Genomic DNA, 22,289 nt, shown 5'->3' on the forward strand with positions numbered 1-22,289 from the left:
CAAAAGTTGGTATCAATGGTCAATTTATGATATAAAGCGCGCCGGCGCCAGCGCACTGTTTTTTGTATTCATAACCTCTCGGTTATGGTTACCGCATCCAGATGCAGCGTGGTGGCCAAAACACGTTGAATCGTACTCACTTTGTGTCTATCCCGATCGCTCTTTAGCCTGCTGACAACGCAGATGTTCTGTAAAGCGACGGGGATATGCTCTCACTGATTGACGTTGTCTATTAGCTAGCGGCGATGCCTGTATGCGGCACGTCGGTGATGCGCTGGCAATATCGCTGGCTATGTCACTGTTGCCACTGGGTAGAACTCGCAGCCAGACAACTTTGAACGGTCTTGAGTATAAATAACACACACGTATCGGCACATGCACCGGGGTGCCTTGAAATGGGAGTTATCATTTCGGGTCGGAGTTATGGGATACGTGGAGGCATAACCCCAATACATTGACTAGAGGTTTAATCATGGCAACTGTTTCCATGCGTGATATGCTCCAAGCTGGCGTCCACTTCGGCCACCAGACCCGTTACTGGAACCCGAAAATGAAGCCGTTTATTTTCGGCGCTCGTAACAAAGTTCATATCATCAATCTGGAAAAGACCGTACCAATGGCCAACGCGGCATTGGCTGAACTGAGCAAAATCGCTTCTCGTAAAGGCAAGATCCTGTTTGTTGGCACCAAGCGTGCGGCAGGTGAAGCAATCAAAGAGTATGCGGTTGGCTGTGATCAGTTCTTCGTTAACCATCGCTGGTTAGGCGGTATGCTGACCAACTGGAAGACGGTACGCCAGTCTATCAAGCGTCTGAAAGATCTGGAAATCCAATCTCAAGATGGCACCTTCGACAAGCTGACCAAGAAAGAGGCGCTGATGCGTACTCGCGAACTGGAGAAGCTGGAAAATTCACTGGGCGGTATCAAAGACATGGGCGGCCTGCCTGATGCTCTGTTTGTTATCGATGCCGATCATGAACATATCGCGATCAAAGAAGCAAACAATCTGGGTATCCCAGTTTTTGCTATCGTTGATACCAACTCTAACCCGGACGGTGTTGACTTCATCATTCCTGGTAACGATGACGCCATCCGTGCGATCAAGCTCTATCTGGATGCTGTTGCAACCGCTATCCGCGAAGGCCGTTCTCAAGATCTGGCCGTTCAGGCGGAAGAGAGCTTCATCGAAGCGGAATAATAAGATCAGGCTCATCTGAGCCCTTATTAACCAGGTATTGAATATGTTGGTTAGGGGGCCTGAAAAGGCTCCCTTTACTTATCCAAATGAGAACCCTACCCTGGCTGAGTGTTGCCATCGACAGCTTCGACGCATTCAGGGTACATCTCCACGTGAGATAACCGAGGAACAAGAAATGGCTGAAATTACCGCTGCTCTGGTAAAAGAACTACGTGAGCGCACTGGCGCAGGTATGATGGACTGCAAAAAAGCACTGACTGAAGCCAGTGGTGACATTGAGTTAGCGATCGAAAACATGCGTAAGTCTGGCGCAATCAAAGCAGCGAAAAAAGCAGGTAACGTTGCTGCAGATGGCGTGATCAAGACCAAGATCGTCGGTAACTATGCAGTGATCCTGGAAGTGAACTGCCAAACTGACTTCGTCGCAAAAGACTCTGGTTTCCAAGCGTTTGCCGAAAAAGTACTGGACGCTGCCGTCGCTGGTAAAATCACCGATGTTGAAGTATTGAAAACACAATTTGAAGAAGAGCGTGTTGCTCTGGTGGCAAAAATCGGCGAAAACATCAATATTCGCCGCGTCTCTAGCCTGGAAGGCGAAGTGCTGGGAACCTACCTGCACGGCGCGCGTATCGGCGTTCTGGTTGCTGCAACCAACGCTGATGAAGAGTTGGTGAAGCAGTTGGCAATGCACGTTGCTGCCAGCAAGCCTGAATTCGTCAAGCCTGAAGATGTCTCAGCCGAAGTGGTTGAGAAGGAGTTCCAGGTTCAGTTAGACATCGCAATGCAGTCTGGTAAGCCGAAAGAGATCGCTGAGAAAATGGTTGAAGGCCGGATGAAGAAATTCACTGGTGAAGTCTCTTTGACTGGTCAGCCATTTGTTATCGATCCCAACAAGACTGTTGGTCAGTTGCTGAAAGAACACAATGCCGATGTAGTTAACTTCATCCGCTTTGAAGTGGGCGAAGGGATCGAAAAAGTGGCTACCGACTTTGCTGCTGAAGTCGCAGCAATGAGCAAACAGTCGTAATCATTATTTACCCAGCCACCAACCGTTATAGGCGTTATTCTCTAGCGGGTTGATACAACCTGAAATTCAAGCTGGTAGATAGCGCCTTGTCTGTTTGGATGATGGGGATAGTGCGAGCTGATATCATCGATGTGGTAAACGGTTTATTCACCACCGATATAGCAGCTCCAGTTGCAATACCACTGCTGAGGACAAACACACCATGGCAACCAGTGCAAAACCGGTTTATCAGCGAATCCTGCTCAAACTGAGTGGTGAAGCCCTGCAGGGTGCAGAGGGCTTTGGTATCGATGCGAGCGTGTTGGATCGCATGGCTCAGGAAGTTAAAGAGTTAGTGGAACTGGGCATCCAGGTCGGCGTGGTTATTGGTGGTGGTAACCTTTTCCGTGGTGCCGGCCTTGCGCAAGCCGGTATGAATCGCGTTGTTGGCGATCATATGGGTATGCTCGCTACCGTTATGAACGGCTTGGCAATGCGTGACGCTCTGCATCGTGCTTATGTCAATGCTCGTCTGATGTCGGCCATTCCGTTAAACGGCGTATGTGACAATTACAACTGGGCCGAAGCGATCAGTTTACTGCGCAATAACCGTGTGGTGATCTTCTCTGCCGGTACCGGAAACCCATTCTTCACCACCGACTCTGCAGCCTGTCTGCGTGGCATCGAAATTGAAGCCGATGTGGTCTTGAAAGCCACTAAAGTCGATGGTGTATACTCCGCCGATCCGGTGAAAAATCCTGACGCCACGCTCTATCAACAGCTGACTTACCAGGATGTATTGGAACGTGAGCTAAAAGTGATGGATCTGGCTGCCTTCACCCTGGCTCGTGACCACAGCCTACCAATACGCGTGTTCAATATGAACAAACCAGGTGCGCTGCGTCGCGTAGTCATGGGCGAAAATGAAGGCACTTTGATCACAGATTAATCGCTGCAAGTAGGCGGCAATCGACTGGGCAGTACAATTTCTATCAGTTTTCACATAATCAATCACTTGGTTATCCGTTTGAAAACCGAAGGTATCTAGGTATTGCCTGCCAAGTAACCAGCTTCCAAGGATCCGCAACGTGATAAACGAAATCAAAAAAGATGCTGATACTCGTATGGAAAAGAGTGTTGAAGCATACAAAAACCAAATTAGTAAAATCCGCACTGGTCGTGCCTCACCCAGTATTCTGGACGGCATCATGGTGGAGTACTACGGCAGCGCTACCCCACTGCGCCAACTGGCTAACATTACGGTAGAGGATTCACGTACTTTGGCCATCAACCTGTTTGATCGTTCGCTCAGTGCTGCGGTAGAAAAGGCGATTATGAATTCAGATTTAGGCCTGAATCCTAATTCAGCAGGCAGCGTGATCCGTGTACCACTACCCCCGCTAACCGAGGAGCGTCGTAAAGATCTGATCAAAGTGGTGCGCGGTGAGACTGAACAGGGCCGGGTTGCAGTACGTAATGTGCGCCGTGATGCGAACGATAAACTCAAAGCGCTACTGAAAGAAAAAGAGATCAGCGAAGACGAAGAACGTCGCGCTCAGGATGAAATCCAAAAAATGACCGATGCTTACATCAAACTGATTGATGCTGCATTGAGCGATAAAGAAAAAGAGTTGATGGAGTTTTAATCCAGCACTCCCCTCTAGCGTCGCCTTGGCGGCGCTTTGTTTTTTTGTCTGCCAACCTATTCGGCTGCCATTTCCAGCACTTCACTGAGATATGCAGAGCAGCAGCAAATAGCAGACAAAAATAAGCAGATATAAAACAGCAAATTAAATCACTCTAATGAAGCAACTGACCATTCTAGGTTCCACCGGTTCTATCGGTACTAGCACGCTTGCAGTAGTACGGGAAAATCCTGAGCTTTTTAAGCTAAAAGCGCTAGTCTCTGGCGGCAATGCCCAATTGCTGGCACAACAATGCATCGAATTTCGTCCCGAATATGCAGCTATGGCCGATGAAAGCGCGGCTCATCAGCTACGTCATCTGTTGGCTGACGCTGGCGTGAAAACCGAAGTGCTTGCCGGACAAGAGGCGATCGCTCAGCTAGCCGCTTTAGAGGACGTTGATCAGGTCACCGCTGCGATTGTTGGTGCCGCAGGGTTGTTGCCGACGCTAGCAGCGATTAACGCTGGCAAACAAGTGTTATTAGCCAACAAAGAGTCGCTGGTTACCTGTGGCCGACTGTTTATGGAGGCGGTACAGCAGAGTGGAGCACAATTACTGCCGCTCGATAGCGAGCACAATGCCATCTTCCAGAGCCTGCCAGAAGCAATGCAGCACCAACTTGGCTACGGTTGCCTAGAAGCACATGGCGTTGCACAAATTCTGCTCACCGGTTCGGGCGGGCCGCTGCGTACCACGCCATTAACACAGCTAACTGATATCACACCTGATCAAGCCTGTGCGCATCCCAATTGGTCAATGGGCAGGAAAATCTCAGTAGACTCAGCCACGATGATGAACAAAGGGCTGGAATACATTGAGGCCCGTTGGTTGTTCAATGCCTCAGCTAAACAGGTAGAAGTCATTCTGCATCCACAATCAGTGATCCACTCGATGGTGCGTTATACCGACGGCAGTGTGCTGGCACAATTAGGCACCCCAGATATGCGCACTCCGATTGCACACGCGATGGCTTATCCACAACGTATCCCTTCAGGCGTCTCTGCGCTCGATTTTCGCCAACTGGGTGCACTCACCTTCGCTGAACCAGAACCTGAGCGTTACCCCTGCCTCTATCTTGCTATCGCTGCCTTCGATGCTGGACAGGCAGCCACCACTGCCCTCAACGCGGCAAATGAAGTCGCTGTTGCCGCTTTTTTGCAACAGCGTATCCGCTTCACTGACATTACCGCTATTAATCAACAGGTCGTATCAAGCGTCGCGCAACCTGAACCTGACTCAGTAGAGAGCGTGTTGGAGATCGACCGTCATGCTCGTGAAATAGCCGAGCACTGGGTGCGGCAACGCACTGTTTAGCAAGCCACTGCCGAAGCAGGTGACATATCACACAACCACTGAGTCGATTTACATCACCACGCAAGCAGCAGAGCACACGGATTTGCTGCCATTTGTTCCATCTGTCAGAAAGTGGTATAGTTTTTTATCTCAGTCACTTTTAAAGTATGCGCCTATCGTCAGTTAGGTGTAGCATATCGAACCATCAACACGATAGATGCCCCTGATAAACGTTGAGAAGCCCTATGGCTAACAGGCGCTGCCAAATAGCGCTATTCAGTACCTGCGCTCTCCGTGTTAGCAGACAGCACTGCCATCTTTCTACCAAGGAAATTAATTACAAGTTATGTCGTTCGCAGACCAACCAGCAGCAAGCCTGTCTGTTCGAAAACCACACCACGTTGCCATCATCATGGATGGCAACGGCCGTTGGGCAAAACAGCAGGGTAAACTGCGTATTTTCGGGCACAGGGCAGGGTTAAAGTCGGTACGTCGTGCAGTCCGTTTTGCCATTGATCAACAGCTGGATGCTCTGACACTGTACGCATTCAGCAGTGAAAACTGGAATCGACCACTCCAGGAAGTCTCTGCGTTGATGGAGCTATTTATACGCGCATTGGATAGCGAGGTAAAAAATCTCCATAAACACCATGTCAGGCTCAGAGTAATTGGGGATATCAGTCGTTTTAGCCTGCGATTACAAAAGCGTATCCATGCAGCGCAACAGTTGACCGAGCACAATCGTGGCCTGACGCTGAACATTGCAGCCAATTATGGCGGGCGCTGGGATATTTTACAGGCGGTACAGGCTCTGGCTGTCCAAGTGCAACAAGGTAACCTCGCTCCCGCACAGATCGACGAGCAGCACCTGGGGCAACATATCAGCATGAGTGATCTTCCTGCGGTTGACCTGGTGATCCGTACTGGGGGAGAACACCGCATAAGTAACTTTTTATTGTGGCAAATTGCCTATGCCGAGCTTTACTTTACTGAAGTACTTTGGCCTGATTTTGATGAACCGATATTTCAAGGGGCACTCAATGCATTTGCACAACGTGAACGCCGTTTCGGGGGCACCACTGCTACCGATGCCAACGCATCTTAGGGGGAAATCTTGTTAAAATCACGCATTATCACCGCGTTATTACTGATCCCTGTGGTCATTGCCGCGCTGTTCTTCCTCTCTCCGCTTGGCTTTACTCTTGTCACCCTCACCGTCTGTCTATTGGCTGCTTGGGAATGGGGGCCGTTAGCAGGTTTTACTGCACGGGCTGAACGTATCTGGGTTGCGATTATCTTTGGCGCACTGCTGGTATTAACACTGTTTGGCGTGCCACTTCATCATCCCTCCACCCACTATCTACAGATCGCTTTTTCGCTTTGGATCTCACTGTTCTGGTGGTCGGCTGCACTGGTACTGGTGCTACTTTATCCAACATCGGCCACGCTATGGCGTTACTCACATGTACTGCGCCTGATTTTTGGCCTATTGACTATCATGCCGTTCTTCTGGGGCATGTTGACGTTACGCCAGATCAATTACGATCAGAATCCCTTCACCGGTGCTTGGTGGCTGCTCTATGTGATGCTACTGGTCTGGGCTGCCGACTCGGGCGCCTACACCTTTGGTAAACTGTTCGGCAAACACAAGCTGGCTCCTAAAGTCTCACCAGCAAAAACCTGGGAAGGTCTGGTGGGTGGGATCATCACATCAGCTGCTATCTCTGCTGTTTTTGGTTATTTTGCCCCACTTCAGATCGCACCACTGACGCTGCTGATCTGTTCTGTTGTCGCCGTTCTAGCCTCCGCACTTGGCGATTTAACCGAGAGTATGTTCAAACGTGAAGCAGGGATCAAAGACAGTGGCAACCTGATCCCGGGGCACGGTGGCATCCTCGATCGAATCGATAGCTTGACTGCAGCTATCCCAGTGTTCGCCTGTTTGTTATTGTTAGTGTTTTAATCCATCAATGATGGTTAGGGAGTAAATAAATTATATGATCAACATGCTGTGGAACCTGGCTTCATTTCTTGTTGCGCTTGGAATATTAATCACTGTCCATGAGTTCGGTCACTTTTGGGTCGCCCGACGTTGTGGTGTGCATGTTGAACGTTTCTCTGTTGGTTTTGGTCGTGCATTATGGCGACGTACTGACCGCCACGGAACAGAATTTGTCATCGCCATGCTGCCTCTCGGCGGATATGTCAAAATGGTAGATGAACGCATCGATTCGGTTGCACCACATTTACGTCACCAGGCGTTCAACAATAAAGCGATCTGGCAACGTGCGGCGATTATTGCTGCTGGGCCGTTGGCTAATTTTCTGTTTGCTATTTTCGCCTACTGGATCGTATTTGTGCTTGGCGTACCGAGTTTTCGTCCGGTTATTGGTGAAATAACCCCCAACTCTATCGCGGCGCACGCAGAAATTTCTGCTGGTATGGAACTAAAATCGGTTGCCGGTATCGAAACGCCAGATTGGGAAGCTGTACGTTTGGCTCTTATTGGCAGACTGGGCGAAAAACAGACAGAAATAGAACTCACCCCGTTTGGTTCTAACGAAAAAGTGCGCAAAACGCTGGATCTACATCATTGGCATTTTGAACCAAGTAAGGAAGATCCTGTACGTGCGTTAGGCATTCAGCCACGTATACCGCAAATAGAACCTGTGCTCACACAGGTACAAGCTAACTCAGCAGCAGAAAATGCAGGTTTACAAATAGGGGATAGGATCGTTAAAGTTAATCACCAGTTGTTAGATCGCTGGGAAACTTTAGTCAAACTAATCCATAATAACCCTGGACAGCCATTAACATTAGAGATTGAAAGGAACACACGTCCCTTGTCTTTAACGTTAATACCAGATACAAAAATGGTTGGAAAAGGTCAGTCGGTAGGTTTTGCAGGTATAATGCCGAAAGTGCTGCCGCTGCCAAGTGAGTATCAAACTCTTCAGCAATATGGGCCTTTCTCTGCCCTGTATCAAGCCGGAGATAAGACTTGGCAACTGATGCACCTTACGGTGAATATGTTAGGTAAATTAATTACCGGTGATGTTACGCTCAATAACCTGAGCGGCCCGATCTCGATTGCACAAGGAGCTGGGGCATCTGCAGGTGGTGGGTTTACGTATTACTTGATGTTCCTTGCATTGATTAGCATCAATCTTGGCATCATCAACTTGTTGCCGTTGCCGGTATTAGATGGTGGGCATCTGCTCTTCTTGGCGATTGAAAAGCTAAAAGGGGGGCCAGTTTCTGAGCGTGTGCAAGAATATAGTTACCGTATCGGTTCAATATTGCTGATACTGTTGATGACACTTGCACTTTTCAATGATTTTTCTCGCTTGTAATAGCGAGGATCAGTTAGGAAGAACGCATTACAACGATGGCGATGAAAAAATTACTCATAGCGTCGCTGCTGTTCAGCAGCGCCACCGTATACGGTGCTGACGGATTCGTGGTGAAAGATATTCATTTCGAAGGTCTGCAACGCGTCGCCGTTGGTGCGGCGTTGCTCAGTATGCCAGTTCGTGTAGGCGATACTGTCTATGATGATGATATCAGTAATACCATTCGAACCCTGTTTGCTAGCGGCAACTTCGAGGATGTTCGCGTGCTGCGCGACGGCAATACACTGATTGTGCAGGTTAAAGAGCGTCCAACAATTGCCAGTATCAGTTTCTCCGGTAATAAGTCGGTAAAAGATGAGATGCTGAAACAGAACCTGGAAGCATCCGGTGTTCGTGTCGGTGAAGCACTCGATCCAACCACACTGTCAAGTATTGAACGCGGTGTTGAAGACTTCTACTACAGCGTTGGCAAATATAGCGCCTCAGTGAATGCCGTACTGACGCCACTGCCTCAAAACCGTGTTGACCTGAAACTGGTCTTCACTGAGGGGGTTTCTGCACGTATCCAACAAATTAATATTGTCGGTAATCACGCCTTCAGCAGTGATGAGTTGCTGTCACGTTTTCAGTTGCGTGACGATGCACCTTGGTGGAATGTGGCAGCCGATAATAAATACCAGAAGCAGAAGCTGGCTGGTGATCTGGAGACGTTGCGCAGTTTCTACCTGGATCGCGGTTATGCTCGCTTCACCATCGACTCAACACAGGTGAGCCTGACCCCAGACAAAAAAGGGATCTACATCACCATCAATATTACAGAAGGAGAGCAGTACACCCTCTCCGAGGTAGTGATCAATGGTAACTTGGCCGGCCACGCATCTGAAGTGGCCGAACTGACCAGGATAGAGCCTGGCCAGTTGTTCAGTGGTGCCAAAGTGACCAAGATGGAAAATGAGATCAAGAAGATGTTTGGTCGCCACGGTTACTCCTACGCGCGAGTGCAGACACAACCTGAAATCAGTAGCACCGACAATACCGTCAAGTTGCATATCAACATCGATTCTGGCAGCCGTTTTTACGTGCGTCGTATCCGCTTCGAGGGTAACACCACCACAAAAGATGCGGTGTTGCGCCGTGAAATGCGCCAAATGGAAGCCGCATGGTTGGGTAATGACCAAGTTGAGCAAGGCAAAGATCGCCTCAATCGTTTGGGCTTCTTTGAATCCGTCGAGGTAGAGACCCAACGGGTCGAAGGCAGTGCCGATCAAGTCGATATCGTCTACAAAGTGAAAGAGCGAAACACGGGAACCTTGAACTTTGGTGTCGGTTACGGTACCGAAAGTGGTGTTAGCTTCCAAGCGGGTGTGCAACAGGAAAACTGGTTAGGTACCGGTTACTCGGTGGGTATCAGTGCCAGTAAAAATGACTACCAGACTTATGCTGATCTCTCGATCACCAACCCCTATTTCACCGTTGACGGTGTCAGTCTGGGCGGTCGTCTGTTCTACAACGACTTCAATGCTAACAATGCGGATCTGTCCGATTACACCAACAGTAGCTATGGTGCAGATGCTACGCTTGGCTTCCCGATCAATGAGAATAGCTCGCTGCGTGCAGGGGTTGGCTATGTTCATAACTCACTATCCAACATGAAACCACAGCTCGCTATGTGGCGTTACTTGGAGTCAGTTGATCAGCGCCCTGGTATTCTCACCCGTGCCGATTATAAAGCCTCTGATTTCACGTTAAGTCTTGGCTGGTCGTTCAATAATTTGGATCGTGGTTTTTTCCCAACCAAAGGAAACCGCACCTCACTGAACTCAAAACTGGCACTCCCTGGCTCAGACAATTCGTACTACAAACTGACTATCGACAGCGCGCAATACGTACCGCTTAATGAAGATAAGACTTGGGTGGTACTGACTCGTACTCGTTTAGGCTATTCAGACGGTTTTGGCGGCAAAGAAGCACCATTCTATGAAAACTTCTATGCCGGTGGCCCGAGCAGTGTACGTGGCCTACAGTCGAATACTATTGGTCCGAAAGCCGTCTATTACCACTCAAATGTCTATAGTTGCCCGACAGATCCGCGTACTAATAAACCACAGACAGTATGCCGATCCAACGATGCTATCGGTGGCAACGCAATGGCAGTAGCCAGCCTAGAGCTGATCACCCCAACACCGTTCATCAACGAGAAATATGCCAGCTCAGTACGAACTTCGCTATTTGTTGATGCGGGTACGGTCTGGGATACCAATTGGCAGAACAGTGATGAGGCAAGAAAATACAATATTCCGGATTACAGTAAAATAGGTAATGTGCGTATTTCGGCGGGGATCGCGTTGCAGTGGATGTCACCTCTTGGCCCACTGGTGTTCTCCTATGCTGAACCGATCAAAACCTACAGTGGCGATAAATCTGAACAGTTCCAGTTCAACATTGGTCGAACCTGGTAACACAGTGGACTGTTTTCATTATGTCATGTAATGAGTCTGGGAAATTGTGTACTTCGTGTGTGTCAATTGACACCCTAGTTATAACTTGAGGAGTTTTACAGTGAAAAAATGGTTGTTTGCCGCAAGCGTCGGTTTAGCAATGGTTGCTTCGGTCAGTGCTCAAGCTGCCGATAAAATTGCAGTGGTTAATGTTGCTAGCATTTTCCAGCAAGTATCTACCCGTGAAGGTGTCGGCAAGCAGTTGGAAAATGAGTTCAAAAGCCGAGCTACCGAGTTGCAGAAAATGGAAAATAGCCTGCAAACCCGTATCGAAAAGCTACGGAATGAAGCGGCTAACATGAAACCGGCTGATCGCAACAAGCTGGAGAAAGATTTACTGGCAGAACGTCAACAGTTCGCACAAAAAGCTCAGGTCTTCGAACAGGATAACCGCCGTCGTCAGGCTGAAGAGCGTAACAAGATCCTTAACCGCATCAAGGATGCAACCAAAGCTGTTGCAACCAAAGGAAAATATGATGTGGTGATCGACGCCAATGCCGTCGCCTACGTAGGAACATCAAAAGATATTACGGCTGAAGTCCTGAAACAGGTTAAATAATCACATGGGCTCAATTCGACTGGCGGAGTTAGCACAACTGTTGGATGCTGAACTGCATGGCGATGGCAATGTCATTATCTGCGGTATTGCCTCTATGCACTCGGCACAAGCTGGGCAAATCACTTTTTTGTCAAATAGCAGCTATAAAGAGCAACTAGCTAACTGCCAGGCGAGTGCAGTGGTGTTAACGGCAGCAGATTTGCCATATTGTGGTGCGGCTGCTCTCGTGGTGAAAAATCCTTACCTCACCTACGCACGTATGGCACAACTGATGGATAGCACACCGATGCCCGCTCAAGGTATTGCCGCCAGTGCCGTGATCTCAGACCAGGCTACGTTAGGCAACAACGTCGCAGTCGGTGCTAATGCAGTGATTGAAGCAGGTGCAGAACTTGCTGATGGTGTCAGCATTGGAGCCGGTTGTTTTGTCGGTCAAGGTGCGCGTATTGGTGCTGGTACCCGTTTGTGGGCTAACGTCACGGTTTATCATCGGGTTCAAATTGGGCAACGCTGTCTGATCCAGTCTGGTAGCGTCATTGGTTCCGATGGCTTCGGCTATGCTAATGAAGCAGGGCGTTGGATTAAGATCCCGCAACTGGGCACAGTGATCATTGGTGATGACGTTGAGATTGGTGCCTGCACCACTATCGATCGCGGCGCGTTAGATAACACAGTTATTGGCAATGGTGTTATTATTGACAACCAGTGCCAGATTGCACACAACGTTACCATTGGCGAACACACTGCCATTGCTGGCGGCGTAGTGATGGCTGGTAGCCTAAAGCTAGGTCGACACTGCCAGATTGGCGGTGCCAGTGTCATCAATGGTCATATGGAGATCGCCGATCAAGTGGTTGTTACAGGTATGGGAATGGTTATGCGCCCAATTACCGAGCCTGGGATATACTCATCAGGTATTCCTCTACAACCCAACAAAGTTTGGCGTAAGACTGCTGCACTGGTGATGAATATTGATGAACTGAACAAACGCCTAAAAGCAGTTGAGCGAAAAATAGGCAAAGAGTGATTGTTCGATCATTGCAACTGTTTGCAATGACACTTGAGCTAACACTCGTTGTCTTGGTTGTGATGCCAAAAGCACGATTTATTATTGATTTGCGGCCTGCGGAATGATCGTTGTGATCAATGCAGGCCGCGTTGTTGATACCATCCGTTTTTCAGAGACAGGAAGAGTATTTTGACTACAGAAACTCATACTCTAGATATTGCAGAAATTTTGGAACATCTTCCTCATCGATACCCATTTTTGCTCGTTGATCGCGTACTCGATTTTGAAGAACATAAATATCTGCGTGCAGTAAAGAACGTCACGGTAAATGAACCCTTTTTCCAAGGTCATTTCCCTGGCAAACCCATCTTTCCGGGCGTATTGATCCTGGAAGCAATGGCACAGGCAACAGGTATCCTGGCATTTAAAAGTGTCGGAAAACTGCAACCTGGAGAACTATACTACTTTGCAGGCATTGACGAGGCTCGCTTTAAGCGTCCGGTAGAGCCTGGTGATCAGATGATTATGGAAGTCACTTTCGAAAAAACCCGTCGCGGCCTGACACGTTTTAAAGGCGTCGCTACCGTTGATGGCAAAATTGTCTGCGAAGCAACCATGATGTGTGCCCGCAGCCCGGAGGCATAATCTGTGATAGATAAAACCGCCTTTATCCACCCAAGTGCCATTGTGGAAGAAGGTGCTGTGATCGGTGCAGGAGCACACATTGGCCCCTTTTGTTGTGTCGGTCCACAAGTAGAAATCGGAGCAGGCACGGTGCTGAGATCACACGTTGTGGTCAATGGCATCACCAAAATCGGTGCTAACAACCAGATTTTCCAGTTTGCTTCAATTGGTGAGGTCAATCAGGATCTGAAGTATACCGGCGAGCCAACACGTGTGGTCATTGGTGATGGTAACTGCATCCGTGAAAGCGTCACCATCCACCGAGGTACTGTCCAAGGCACTGGGCTCACCCTAGTCGGCAGTGGCAACCTATTGATGGTTAATGTCCATATCGCGCACGACTGCGTAGTCGGCAATCACTGCATCTTGGCTAACAACGCGGCATTAGCAGGTCATGTTGAGGTAGACGATCATGTCATCATTGGCGGCATGACAGCAGTACATCAGTTCTGCGTCATCGGAGCACACACCATGATTGGTGGCTGTTCAGGTGTTGCACAGGATGTACCGCCGTTCATCATTGCACAAGGTAACCATGCAACGCCATTTGGCCTGAATCATGTTGGTCTAAAGCGCCGTGGCTTTGATAAAGATGATATTCAACTTATCCGCAACGCTTATAAAATCCTTTATCGCCAGGAAAACTCGCTGGAAGACGCCAGAGCAGAAATCGAACAACTCAGCCAACAGCACCCAGTGCTAAAACCGTTTATTACCTTCTTCTCACGTTCAACCCGTGGCATTATTCGCTAAGTTATGCAAGTGCGTCAGCTAACTATCGGCATCGTTGCAGGAGAGACCTCTGGAGATATTCTCGGCGCGCGCTTAATTCGCGCGCTGAAAGCGGCGCATCCGCAACTGCGCTTTGTCGGTGTTGCTGGACCATTAATGCAGGCTGAAGGTTGTGAAGCTTGGTACGAAATGGAAGAACTCGCCGTCATGGGGATAGTTGAGGTACTTGGCCGCTTGCCTCGCCTACTGAAAATCCGGCGTGATTTGACCCAACGTTTCAGTGCGCTCAAGCCGGATGTCTTTGTCGGCATTGATGCCCCAGACTTTAACCTCACCCTAGAAGGTCGACTAAAACAACGCGGTATCCCAACTATCCACTACGTCAGCCCCTCAGTTTGGGCCTGGCGACAGAGTCGCGTGCATAAAATTGCTAAAGCGACCAATTTGGTACTGGCCTTTTTGCCGTTTGAAAAAGCATTTTATGACCGCTTCAATGTGCCGTGCCGCTTTATTGGTCACACCATGGCCGACAGCATTCCATTGCAGCCAGACCAATCCTTAGCGCGCCAAGCATTAGGCATCGCGCCGAATGCGCGCTGCCTGGCTCTGTTACCTGGCAGCCGCAGTGCGGAAGTTGCAATGCTAAGCGCTGACTTTCTGGCAACCGCACAGAGACTAAAACAGTTCGATGCTGAGCTGGAAATTGTTGTGCCATTGGTTAATCGCCAACGCCGACAACAGTTTGAGCAAATCAAAGCGACCGTCGCGCCACAGCTAAAACTGCATCTGCTCGATGGGCAGGCACGAGAAGCAATGATTGCCAGCAATGCCGCACTGCTCGCCTCTGGCACCGCTGCGCTAGAGTGTATGCTGGCCAAATGCCCAATGGTGGTCGCCTACCGAATGCATCCGTTCACCTTCTTTCTTGCACAACGTCTAGTGAAAACCCGTTATGTTTCGCTGCCAAATCTACTTGCTGGACGTGAGATTGTGCCGGAATTACTGCAAGATGCTTGCCAGCCAGAGCGACTTGCCAACGCGCTACAGCCTCTGTTGCAGGACGCTGCCGCCAGCGCACAGTTGAAGCAGACTTTTCTTGAGCTGCACCACACCATTCGGCTCGGTGCCGATCAGCAAGCAGCACAAGCGGTACTGGAGTTAGCTCAATCGTGACCGAGAGCTTTAGCTACCCCAACGCAAAATGGATTGCAGGCGTCGATGAAGTTGGCCGAGGGCCACTGGTCGGCGCGGTAGTCACTGCGGCGGTGATCCTTGATCCCAAGCAGCCGATTATTGGCCTTGCTGACTCAAAAAAACTGAGTGAAAAGCGCCGCAATGCGCTCTACGATGAGATCACCGCCAAGGCGCTAGCTTGGAGTCTCGGTCGAGCAGAGGCTGCCGAGATCGACCAACTCAATATTCTGCAAGCCACGCTGCTCGCAATGCAGCGCGCAGTTGCCGCCCTATCACTACGCCCCGATTTGGTACTGATTGATGGCAACCGTTGCCCAGCATTACCGATGCCAGCGCAAGCAATTATCAAAGGCGATAGTCGAGTCGCCGAGATTAGCGCCGCCTCCATTTTGGCTAAAGTCACCCGAGATCGCGAAATGGCCGAACTGGATCGACAATTCCCTGACTACGGCTTTCGCCAGCACAAAGGCTATCCAACGGCCCTCCACCTGGAAAAATTAGCCAGTCTAGGGCCAACAGCACATCATCGACGCAGTTTTTCACCGGTCAAGCGCCTGCTTGCACAGTAGCTAACCCTCTACATGGCGGTATCTGAATATGGCTGATCCTCGTTTTATTCATCTCCATCTGCATAGTGACTACTCTATGATTGATGGCCTAGCCAAGATCGATGCCCTGGTAAAACATGCTGCTGCGCACGCGATGCCGGCCTTAGCAGTCACTGATTTCACCAACCTGTGTGGGCTGGTTAAATTTTACTCTGCCGCACACAATGCAGGGATCAAACCGATTGTCGGTGCAGACCTGCACGTCAGAACTGAACAACTGGGGGAAGAACTGGCACTATTGACCGTACTCGCGGCCAACAATCAAGGTTACCAAAACCTCACCCTGCTGATTTCAAAAGCCTATCAGCGTGGTTATGGTGCAAATGGCCCAATGATTGATCGGGAGTGGTTAATTGAGCACAAAGCAGGCCTGATCCTACTCTCTGGTGGGCGTTTGGGTGATGTCGGTAAATTTTTACTGCGTGGCAACCAGGCCATGGTTAATGAATGTCTCGATTTTTATCAACAGCACTTTCCAGACAACTACTACCTTGAACTCACACGCACAGGTCGTGCCGATGAAGAAAACTACCTACATGCTGCAGTAACACTTGCAAGCGAGTGCGGGCTACCGGTCGTCGCCAGCAACGATGTCCGTTTTCTCAGTAGCGACGATTTTGAAGCACATGAAATCCGTGTCGCAATCCATGACGGTTTTACCCTTGACGACCCGAAGCGCCCGCGCCACTACAGCGCACAGCAGTATCTGCGTAGTGAACAGGAGATGTGCCAGCTATTTGCAGATATACCGGAAGCACTACTCAACAGTGTAGAAATTGCCAAACGCTGCAATGTCACACTGCGGCTTGGCGAATATTTCCTGCCCAAGTTTCCAACCGGGGAGATGAGCACGGAAGATTTCCTGATCGCCAAGTCGAAACAGGGTTTAGAACAGCGGCTGGAATTTCTGTTTCCTGATCCCGAACAACGCCGTCAGCGCCGCCCTGAGTACGATCAACGGCTGGATATTGAACTACAAGTCATCAACCAAATGGGCTTTCCGGGCTACTTTCTGATCGTGATGGAGTTTATCCAGTGGTCAAAAGATAACAACATTCCGGTAGGGCCTGGGCGTGGTTCTGGTGCCGGCTCTCTGGTGGCTTATGCGCTTAAAATTACCGATCTCGATCCACTGGAGTTTGATCTGCTGTTTGAGCGTTTTCTCAATCCAGAACGTATCTCAATGCCGGATTTTGACATTGACTTCTGCATGGAGAAACGTGATTTGGTGATTGAACACGTCGCTCAAATGTATGGTCGTGAAGCGGTATCACAGATCATCACCTTTGGTACTATGGCTGCCAAAGCGGTGATCCGTGACGTCGGTCGGGTACTCGGTCACCCTTACGGTTTTGTGGATCGCATCTCAAAACTGGTGCCACCTGATCCTGGCATGACACTGGAAAAAGCGTTCGCTGCTGAACCACAACTCCCCGAAATCTATCAAGCGGATGAAGAAGTCAAAGCGCTGATCGACATGGCGCGCAAACTGGAAGGTGTTACCCGCAATGCCGGTAAACATGCTGGTGGTGTGGTGATTGCACCCACCAAAATTACTGACTTCGCACCACTTTACTGCGATGCAGAAGGCCTGCATCCAGTGACTCAGTTTGATAAAAACGATGTTGAATATGCTGGGCTGGTAAAATTCGACTTCCTGGGTCTGCGCACACTCACTATCATCGATTGGGCACTGGCAATGATCAACGCCAGGCGGGCCAAAAGTAACCTGCCACCGATAGATATCGCCACCATTCCGCTCAATGATAAAAAAAGTTTCGCTATGCTGCAAAAAGCGGAAACCACCGCCGTGTTTCAGCTTGAATCGCGCGGCATGAAAGATCTGATCAAACGCCTACAGCCAGACTGCTTCGAAGACATGATCGCACTGGTTGCGCTGTTTCGTCCTGGGCCGCTGCAATCGGGTATGGTGGACAACTTTATTGACCGCAAACACGGGCGGGAAGAGCTCTCCTATCCAGATATCCAGTGGCAGCACGAGTCACTAAAACCGGTCTTAGAACCTACTTACGGTATCATCCTCTACCAAGAACAGGTCATGCAGATCGCCCAAGTACTGGCCGGCTACACACTGGGTGGTGCTGACATGCTACGCCGGGCGATGGGGAAAAAAAATCCGGTAGAAATGGCGAAACAACGTGGAGGTTTTGAAGAGGGAGCCAAGTCGCGCGGTATTGATGGTGAACTGGCGGTCAAAATTTTCGATCTGGTGGAAAAATTTGCCGGTTATGGCTTTAACAAATCGCACTCTGCTGCCTATGCCCTGGTCTCATACCAAACACTGTGGCTAAAAGCACACTACCCAGCCGAATTTATGGCCGCCGTGATGACCGCCGATATGGATAACACCGATAAAGTGGTAGGGCTGGTTGACGAATGCTGGCGCATGGGGCTGAAAATTCTGCCGCCCGATATTAACAGTGGGCTCTACCATTTTCATGTTAATGACGACGGCGAAATCGTTTATGGTATTGGTGCCATCAAAGGTGTCGGTGAAGGGCCAATTGAAGCGATCATCGAAGCGCGCAACAGCGCCGAGCAGCGCTACTTTAAAGATCTGTTTGATCTCTGTGCCCGTTCTGATGTCAAAAAACTCAATCGTCGTGTCTTGGAAAAACTGATCATGTCGGGTGCTTTTGATCGGTTGGGGCCACATCGTGCTGCGCTGATGAGTGCGCTGAACGATGCGTTAAAAGCGGCGGATCAACATGCCAAAGCAGAAGCGATCGGCCAGGCTGATATGTTTGGCGTACTGGCTGAAGCACCGGAGCAGGTAGAACAATCTTATGCCAATGTACTCCCCTGGCCCGAACAAGTGGTGCTGGATGGCGAACGTGAAACACTCGGCCTCTACCTCACTGGGCACCCAATCACTCAATATCTGAAAGAAGTGGAACGCTACACTGGTGGTCTACGCTTAAAGGATATGCAGCCGACAGATCGCGGCAAAGTCACTACCGCAGTTGGCTTGGTGATCTCATCCAAAGTGATGGTCACCAAACGTGGTAACCGGATTGGTATCTGCAGCCTGGATGACCGTTCTGGACGGCTGGATATCATGCTTTTTACTGATGCACTGGAAAAATATCAGCACTTGCTGGAAAAAGACCGTATTCTTATCGCCACTGGACAAGTCAGCTTTGACGATTTCAATGGCGGGCTTAAAATGAACGTCCGTGAGCTGATGGATATCAGCGAGGCACGGGAAAAATATGCCCGTGGGCTTGCTATCTCGCTAACGGACAGGCAAATTGATGAACAGCTTTTAAACCGTCTGCGCCAGTGCCTAGAACCGCATCGCGCGGGGACAATTCCAGTGCATCTTTACTATCAGCGCGAAGATGCACAGGCCAAATTGCGTTTTGGTGCAAGTTGGCGTGTCACGCCAACCGACCGCTTACTGATCGACTTGCGCACCTTAATCGGTAATGAGCAGGTAGAACTAGAATTTGACTAAAACAGGAATCCTATGAGCCTGAATTTTCTTGACTTTGAACAGCCGATTGCGGAACTGGAAGCGAAAATTGACTCGCTGACTGCCGTCAGTCGTCAAGACGAAAAACTGGATATTAATCTTGATGAGGAAGTACAGCGCCTGCGTCAAAAGAGCGTTGAACTGACTAAGAAGATTTTTTCTGATCTCGGAGCCTGGCAAATTGCCCAACTAGCACGCCATCCTCGCCGCCCCTACACCCTTGATTATATTGAGCATGTCTTCACCGACTTTGAAGAGTTGGCGGGTGATCGCGCCTACGCCGACGACAAAGCGATCGTTGGCGGTATTGCACGCCTCGATGGTCGGCCGGTGATGATCATTGGTCACCAGAAAGGACGTGAAACTAAAGAGAAAATCCGTCGTAACTTCGGTATGCCGGCGCCAGAAGGTTACCGCAAGGCGCTACGCTTAATGGAAATGGCCGCTCGCTTCAATATGCCACTGATCACCTTCATCGATACCCCTGGCGCCTATCCGGGTGTCGGCGCAGAAGAGCGCGGGCAATCAGAAGCAATCGCGCGCAATCTACGTGAAATGTCACGTCTCAATATCCCAGTGATCTGTACTGTAATTGGTGAAGGTGGCTCAGGTGGTGCGTTAGCAATTGGCGTTGGTGACAAAGTTAACATGCTGCAATACAGCACCTACTCAGTGATCTCACCGGAAGGTTGTGCCTCGATCCTATGGAAAAGTGCCGACAAAGCCCCGATCGCGGCTGAGGCAATGGGCATTACGGCGGCACGGCTGAAAGAGTTGCAACTGATCGACTCGGTGATCCCCGAACCACTCGGCTCAGCTCACCGCGATGTAATCACGATGGCGGCCTCACTGAAAGCGCAACTGCTCGCCGACTTGGCTGAACTGGATACCCTGAGCCGCGAAGAGCTACTGGCACGTCGTTACCAGCGCTTGATGAGCTATGGTTATTGCTAAGCTATCGGCGAATTTTTGATTTAACCCTATGCTGACTGTTCGGCGATTGCTGCATGGGTAAACAGTGACAGTCACAGCGCAGGGGGGATTGTCCCCCTGTGCTGTTTAGAGTAGTCATCCCTGCTGGCGTGATTGTCACAGTTCGGTTGATCTCAATAAGCGCACGGAAACCGCAGCAGACAATACGCAGCAGCACACAATACGCAATGGCGCGGCGTAACTCCACCTGCTGCTTGTGATTTGTGCAAATGCACATTAGGCGAGAAAAATTGTTTGACTTATAGGTCGAGCAAAGTATTATGTGCGCCACGCAGTGCTGATGAGCTTACAGTCACTCAGTCAACTCAAGCTTAGTTAGAGTTGGTTGCAGCCACTAAAAGCTACGCAGTAACAGCGTAATTAGGTGAGGTGGCCGAGAGGCTGAAGGCGCTCCCCTGCTAAGGGAGTATGCGGTCAAAAGCTGCATCCGGGGTTCGAATCCCCGCCTCACCGCCATTTGCATCCATAGCTCAGCTGGATAGAGTACTCGGCTACGAACCGAGCGGTCGGAGGTTCGAATCCTTCTGGATGCGCCATATTACAATTCGTTGTCTGTTAGTTTGATTGCTGATGACGGATTAATAGCAGTACATCGTTAGCTGTAAATGTTGCATTAGGCCTGTCACAGTGCCTAACACAGTCAGATGTCAGTAAGTAGAAAAAACATGCATCCATAGCTCAGCTGGATAGAGTACTCGGCTACGAACCGAGCGGTCGGAGGTTCGAATCCTTCTGGATGCGCCAATACAGAAAAGCTCGCCTAGGCGAGCTTTTCTCTTTCTTGCCTGCCGTAACATCATCACACAGCACTTTCTGTCACGCAGCGTCAGCGACAACCTGGCTAGTTTGCGTTAGAGTGGCTGTTTTATTTACGAGTTATACAAAGATGAAATACGATAGCTATCAAGGTTTGATTTTCGACATGGACGGCACGCTACTGGAGACAGAAGCAACACATCGCGATGCGTGGTGTGAAATACTGACCTCTTACGGAATGACTTTTGACGCCCAACTAATGACGCGCTTAAATGGCGCACCTACCTGGCGTATCGCGCAAGAAATCATCAATGCCCATCAAGCCGATCTCGATCCCCATCGCCTAGCAGCAGAAAAAAAACGTCTAGTGGAAGGAATGCTACTGGATCGTGTGCGCCCATTGCCATTGGTTGATGTCGTGAAATCTTATTATCAGCGTCGTCCAATGGCAGTAGGTACCGGCAGTGAGCGAAGCATCGCGCATATGCTGCTCAGCCATTTAGGCTTACTGCACTATTTTGATGCTATTGTTGCTGCTGACGATGTACAACAACACAAACCAGCACCGGAAACCTTCCTGCGCTGCGCACAACTGATTGCTGTTGCTCCCGAACATTGTGTGGTGTTTGAAGATGCCGATTTTGGTATTCAAGCAGCTCTGCAAGCCAATATGGCCGTCGTCGATGTACGCACACTGTGAATAGCGGCTAAAAATAGCTACTATCTGAAACTATGTGCTGTTAAAAAGAGTCGTCATTAAAAGTGCATGACAGTCAAAAGTGAATAGCATTCAAGCTATCGCTGCGCTATTTAGCAGCAGCTTTCTTAGCGCAACACTGTTGCCGGGAAGTTCAGAAATTCTGTTAGCGATACTGTTGATCAACGGTAGTGCGACACCGGCCACGCTGGTATTGACGGCAACACTGGGCAATACACTGGGTGGCTTGACCAATGTGGTTATTGGACGCCTACTACCCACGTTAAAACCACAACCTGGGTTAACTACCGCCTTAAACTGGTCAAAGCGTTTTGGTCCACTGGTATTACTGCTTAGTTGGTTACCCGTAGTGGGCGATTTATTATGTGTGCTGGCAGGCTGGCTACGTATGCCGCTGGCGCTGGTAGGGCTTTTCCTGTTGGTTGGAAAAGCATTACGTTACATCGTACTAACACTGATCACCTTGCAAGGCATCAGTAGTTAGCGCTAACCAAAAAGTACAAGAG

The 22,289-nt window shown here is 49.7% G+C and carries 19 protein-coding genes and 3 tRNA genes; all 22 read left to right on the forward strand.

The genetic code is table 11. The features are described from left to right. Positions 1 to 472 precede the first annotated feature (472 nt). The 22 genes from rpsB (at position 473) to EOJ37_RS09560 (ending at position 22,267) form a co-directional block, all read left to right on the forward strand. Positions 473 to 1,198, forward strand: a complete 726-nt coding sequence (gene rpsB, locus EOJ37_RS09455; RefSeq protein WP_127959675.1) for a 30S ribosomal protein S2 — start codon at positions 473 to 475, stop codon at positions 1,196 to 1,198. A gap of 175 nt (positions 1,199 to 1,373) precedes the next feature. Further along, on the forward strand, positions 1,374 to 2,225 hold the full coding sequence (gene tsf / locus EOJ37_RS09460) for a translation elongation factor Ts (protein ID WP_127959676.1): 852 nt from the start codon (positions 1,374 to 1,376) through the stop codon (positions 2,223 to 2,225). Positions 2,226 to 2,427: 202 nt separating this feature from the next. Further along, positions 2,428 to 3,153: a UMP kinase gene (pyrH, locus tag EOJ37_RS09465; protein WP_127959677.1), complete on the forward strand. Its 726-nt coding sequence runs from the start codon at positions 2,428 to 2,430 to the stop codon at positions 3,151 to 3,153. 139 nt (positions 3,154 to 3,292) lie between these two features. Then, the gene (gene frr / locus EOJ37_RS09470) at positions 3,293 to 3,850 is read left to right on the forward strand and encodes a ribosome recycling factor (RefSeq protein ID WP_127959678.1); all 558 of its coding nucleotides are present in this window, start codon (positions 3,293 to 3,295) and stop codon (positions 3,848 to 3,850) included. 157 nt (positions 3,851 to 4,007) lie between these two features. Continuing rightward, positions 4,008 to 5,204 carry a 1-deoxy-D-xylulose-5-phosphate reductoisomerase gene (gene ispC / locus EOJ37_RS09475; RefSeq protein ID WP_127959679.1) on the forward strand — a complete coding sequence of 399 codons (1,197 nt, stop codon included), beginning with the start codon at positions 4,008 to 4,010 and terminating at the stop codon, positions 5,202 to 5,204. Between the two features lie 325 nt (positions 5,205 to 5,529). Continuing rightward, a complete protein-coding gene (gene ispU / locus EOJ37_RS09480) occupies positions 5,530 to 6,288 on the forward strand; it encodes a (2E,6E)-farnesyl-diphosphate-specific ditrans,polycis-undecaprenyl-diphosphate synthase (RefSeq protein WP_127959680.1) in 759 nt (252 codons plus the stop codon). 9 nt (positions 6,289 to 6,297) lie between these two features. Beyond that, a complete protein-coding gene (cdsA, locus tag EOJ37_RS09485) occupies positions 6,298 to 7,146 on the forward strand; it encodes a phosphatidate cytidylyltransferase (protein WP_127959681.1) in 849 nt (282 codons plus the stop codon). 34 nt (positions 7,147 to 7,180) lie between these two features. Beyond that, entirely contained in the window at positions 7,181 to 8,536 is a 1,356-nt protein-coding gene (gene rseP, locus EOJ37_RS09490) for a sigma E protease regulator RseP (protein WP_127959682.1), read from the forward strand. A gap of 35 nt (positions 8,537 to 8,571) precedes the next feature. Further along, positions 8,572 to 10,995 (forward strand): outer membrane protein assembly factor BamA, encoded by a 2,424-nt coding sequence (gene bamA, locus EOJ37_RS09495; protein WP_127959683.1) that lies wholly within the window; start codon positions 8,572 to 8,574, stop codon positions 10,993 to 10,995. A 100-nt stretch (positions 10,996 to 11,095) separates the two neighbouring features. Then, positions 11,096 to 11,593, forward strand: a complete 498-nt coding sequence (gene skp, locus EOJ37_RS09500) for a molecular chaperone Skp (protein WP_127959684.1) — start codon at positions 11,096 to 11,098, stop codon at positions 11,591 to 11,593. 4 nt (positions 11,594 to 11,597) lie between these two features. Next, positions 11,598 to 12,620, forward strand: a complete 1,023-nt coding sequence (lpxD, locus tag EOJ37_RS09505) for a UDP-3-O-(3-hydroxymyristoyl)glucosamine N-acyltransferase (RefSeq protein ID WP_127959685.1) — start codon at positions 11,598 to 11,600, stop codon at positions 12,618 to 12,620. A gap of 171 nt (positions 12,621 to 12,791) precedes the next feature. Continuing rightward, on the forward strand, positions 12,792 to 13,247 hold the full coding sequence (gene fabZ / locus EOJ37_RS09510; protein ID WP_155522490.1) for a 3-hydroxyacyl-ACP dehydratase FabZ: 456 nt from the start codon (positions 12,792 to 12,794) through the stop codon (positions 13,245 to 13,247). A 3-nt stretch (positions 13,248 to 13,250) separates the two neighbouring features. Continuing rightward, entirely contained in the window at positions 13,251 to 14,039 is a 789-nt protein-coding gene (lpxA, locus tag EOJ37_RS09515; RefSeq protein ID WP_127959687.1) for an acyl-ACP--UDP-N-acetylglucosamine O-acyltransferase, read from the forward strand. Between the two features lie 3 nt (positions 14,040 to 14,042). Next, complete coding sequence (gene lpxB, locus EOJ37_RS09520) at positions 14,043 to 15,191, forward strand: lipid-A-disaccharide synthase (RefSeq protein WP_127959688.1); 1,149 nt, start codon at positions 14,043 to 14,045, stop codon at positions 15,189 to 15,191. Beyond that, the gene (rnhB, locus tag EOJ37_RS09525; RefSeq protein WP_127959689.1) at positions 15,188 to 15,781 is read left to right on the forward strand and encodes a ribonuclease HII; all 594 of its coding nucleotides are present in this window, start codon (positions 15,188 to 15,190) and stop codon (positions 15,779 to 15,781) included. The genes lpxB and rnhB overlap by 4 nt, the downstream gene beginning before the upstream one ends. 28 nt (positions 15,782 to 15,809) lie before the next feature. Then, the gene (dnaE, locus tag EOJ37_RS09530) at positions 15,810 to 19,298 is read left to right on the forward strand and encodes a DNA polymerase III subunit alpha (protein ID WP_127959690.1); all 3,489 of its coding nucleotides are present in this window, start codon (positions 15,810 to 15,812) and stop codon (positions 19,296 to 19,298) included. A 12-nt stretch (positions 19,299 to 19,310) separates the two neighbouring features. Continuing rightward, the gene (gene accA, locus EOJ37_RS09535; protein WP_127959691.1) at positions 19,311 to 20,270 is read left to right on the forward strand and encodes an acetyl-CoA carboxylase carboxyl transferase subunit alpha; all 960 of its coding nucleotides are present in this window, start codon (positions 19,311 to 19,313) and stop codon (positions 20,268 to 20,270) included. 402 nt (positions 20,271 to 20,672) lie between these two features. Further along, positions 20,673 to 20,765 (forward strand) — tRNA-Ser (locus EOJ37_RS09540). Between the two features lie 3 nt (positions 20,766 to 20,768). After that, a tRNA-Arg gene (locus tag EOJ37_RS09545) sits at positions 20,769 to 20,845 on the forward strand. Positions 20,846 to 20,976: 131 nt separating this feature from the next. After that, positions 20,977 to 21,053, forward strand: a tRNA-Arg gene (locus EOJ37_RS09550). Positions 21,054 to 21,195: 142 nt separating this feature from the next. Further along, the gene (gene yqaB / locus EOJ37_RS09555; RefSeq protein ID WP_162473682.1) at positions 21,196 to 21,765 is read left to right on the forward strand and encodes a fructose-1-phosphate/6-phosphogluconate phosphatase; all 570 of its coding nucleotides are present in this window, start codon (positions 21,196 to 21,198) and stop codon (positions 21,763 to 21,765) included. A 79-nt stretch (positions 21,766 to 21,844) separates the two neighbouring features. Then, positions 21,845 to 22,267 carry a YqaA family protein gene (locus EOJ37_RS09560; protein ID WP_127959693.1) on the forward strand — a complete coding sequence of 141 codons (423 nt, stop codon included), beginning with the start codon at positions 21,845 to 21,847 and terminating at the stop codon, positions 22,265 to 22,267. Positions 22,268 to 22,289 lie beyond the last annotated feature (22 nt).

Origin of the sequence: Serratia microhaemolytica (assembly GCF_004011885.1) — a bacterium.
Taxonomy (GTDB): domain Bacteria; phylum Pseudomonadota; class Gammaproteobacteria; order Enterobacterales; family Enterobacteriaceae; genus Serratia_G; species Serratia_G microhaemolytica.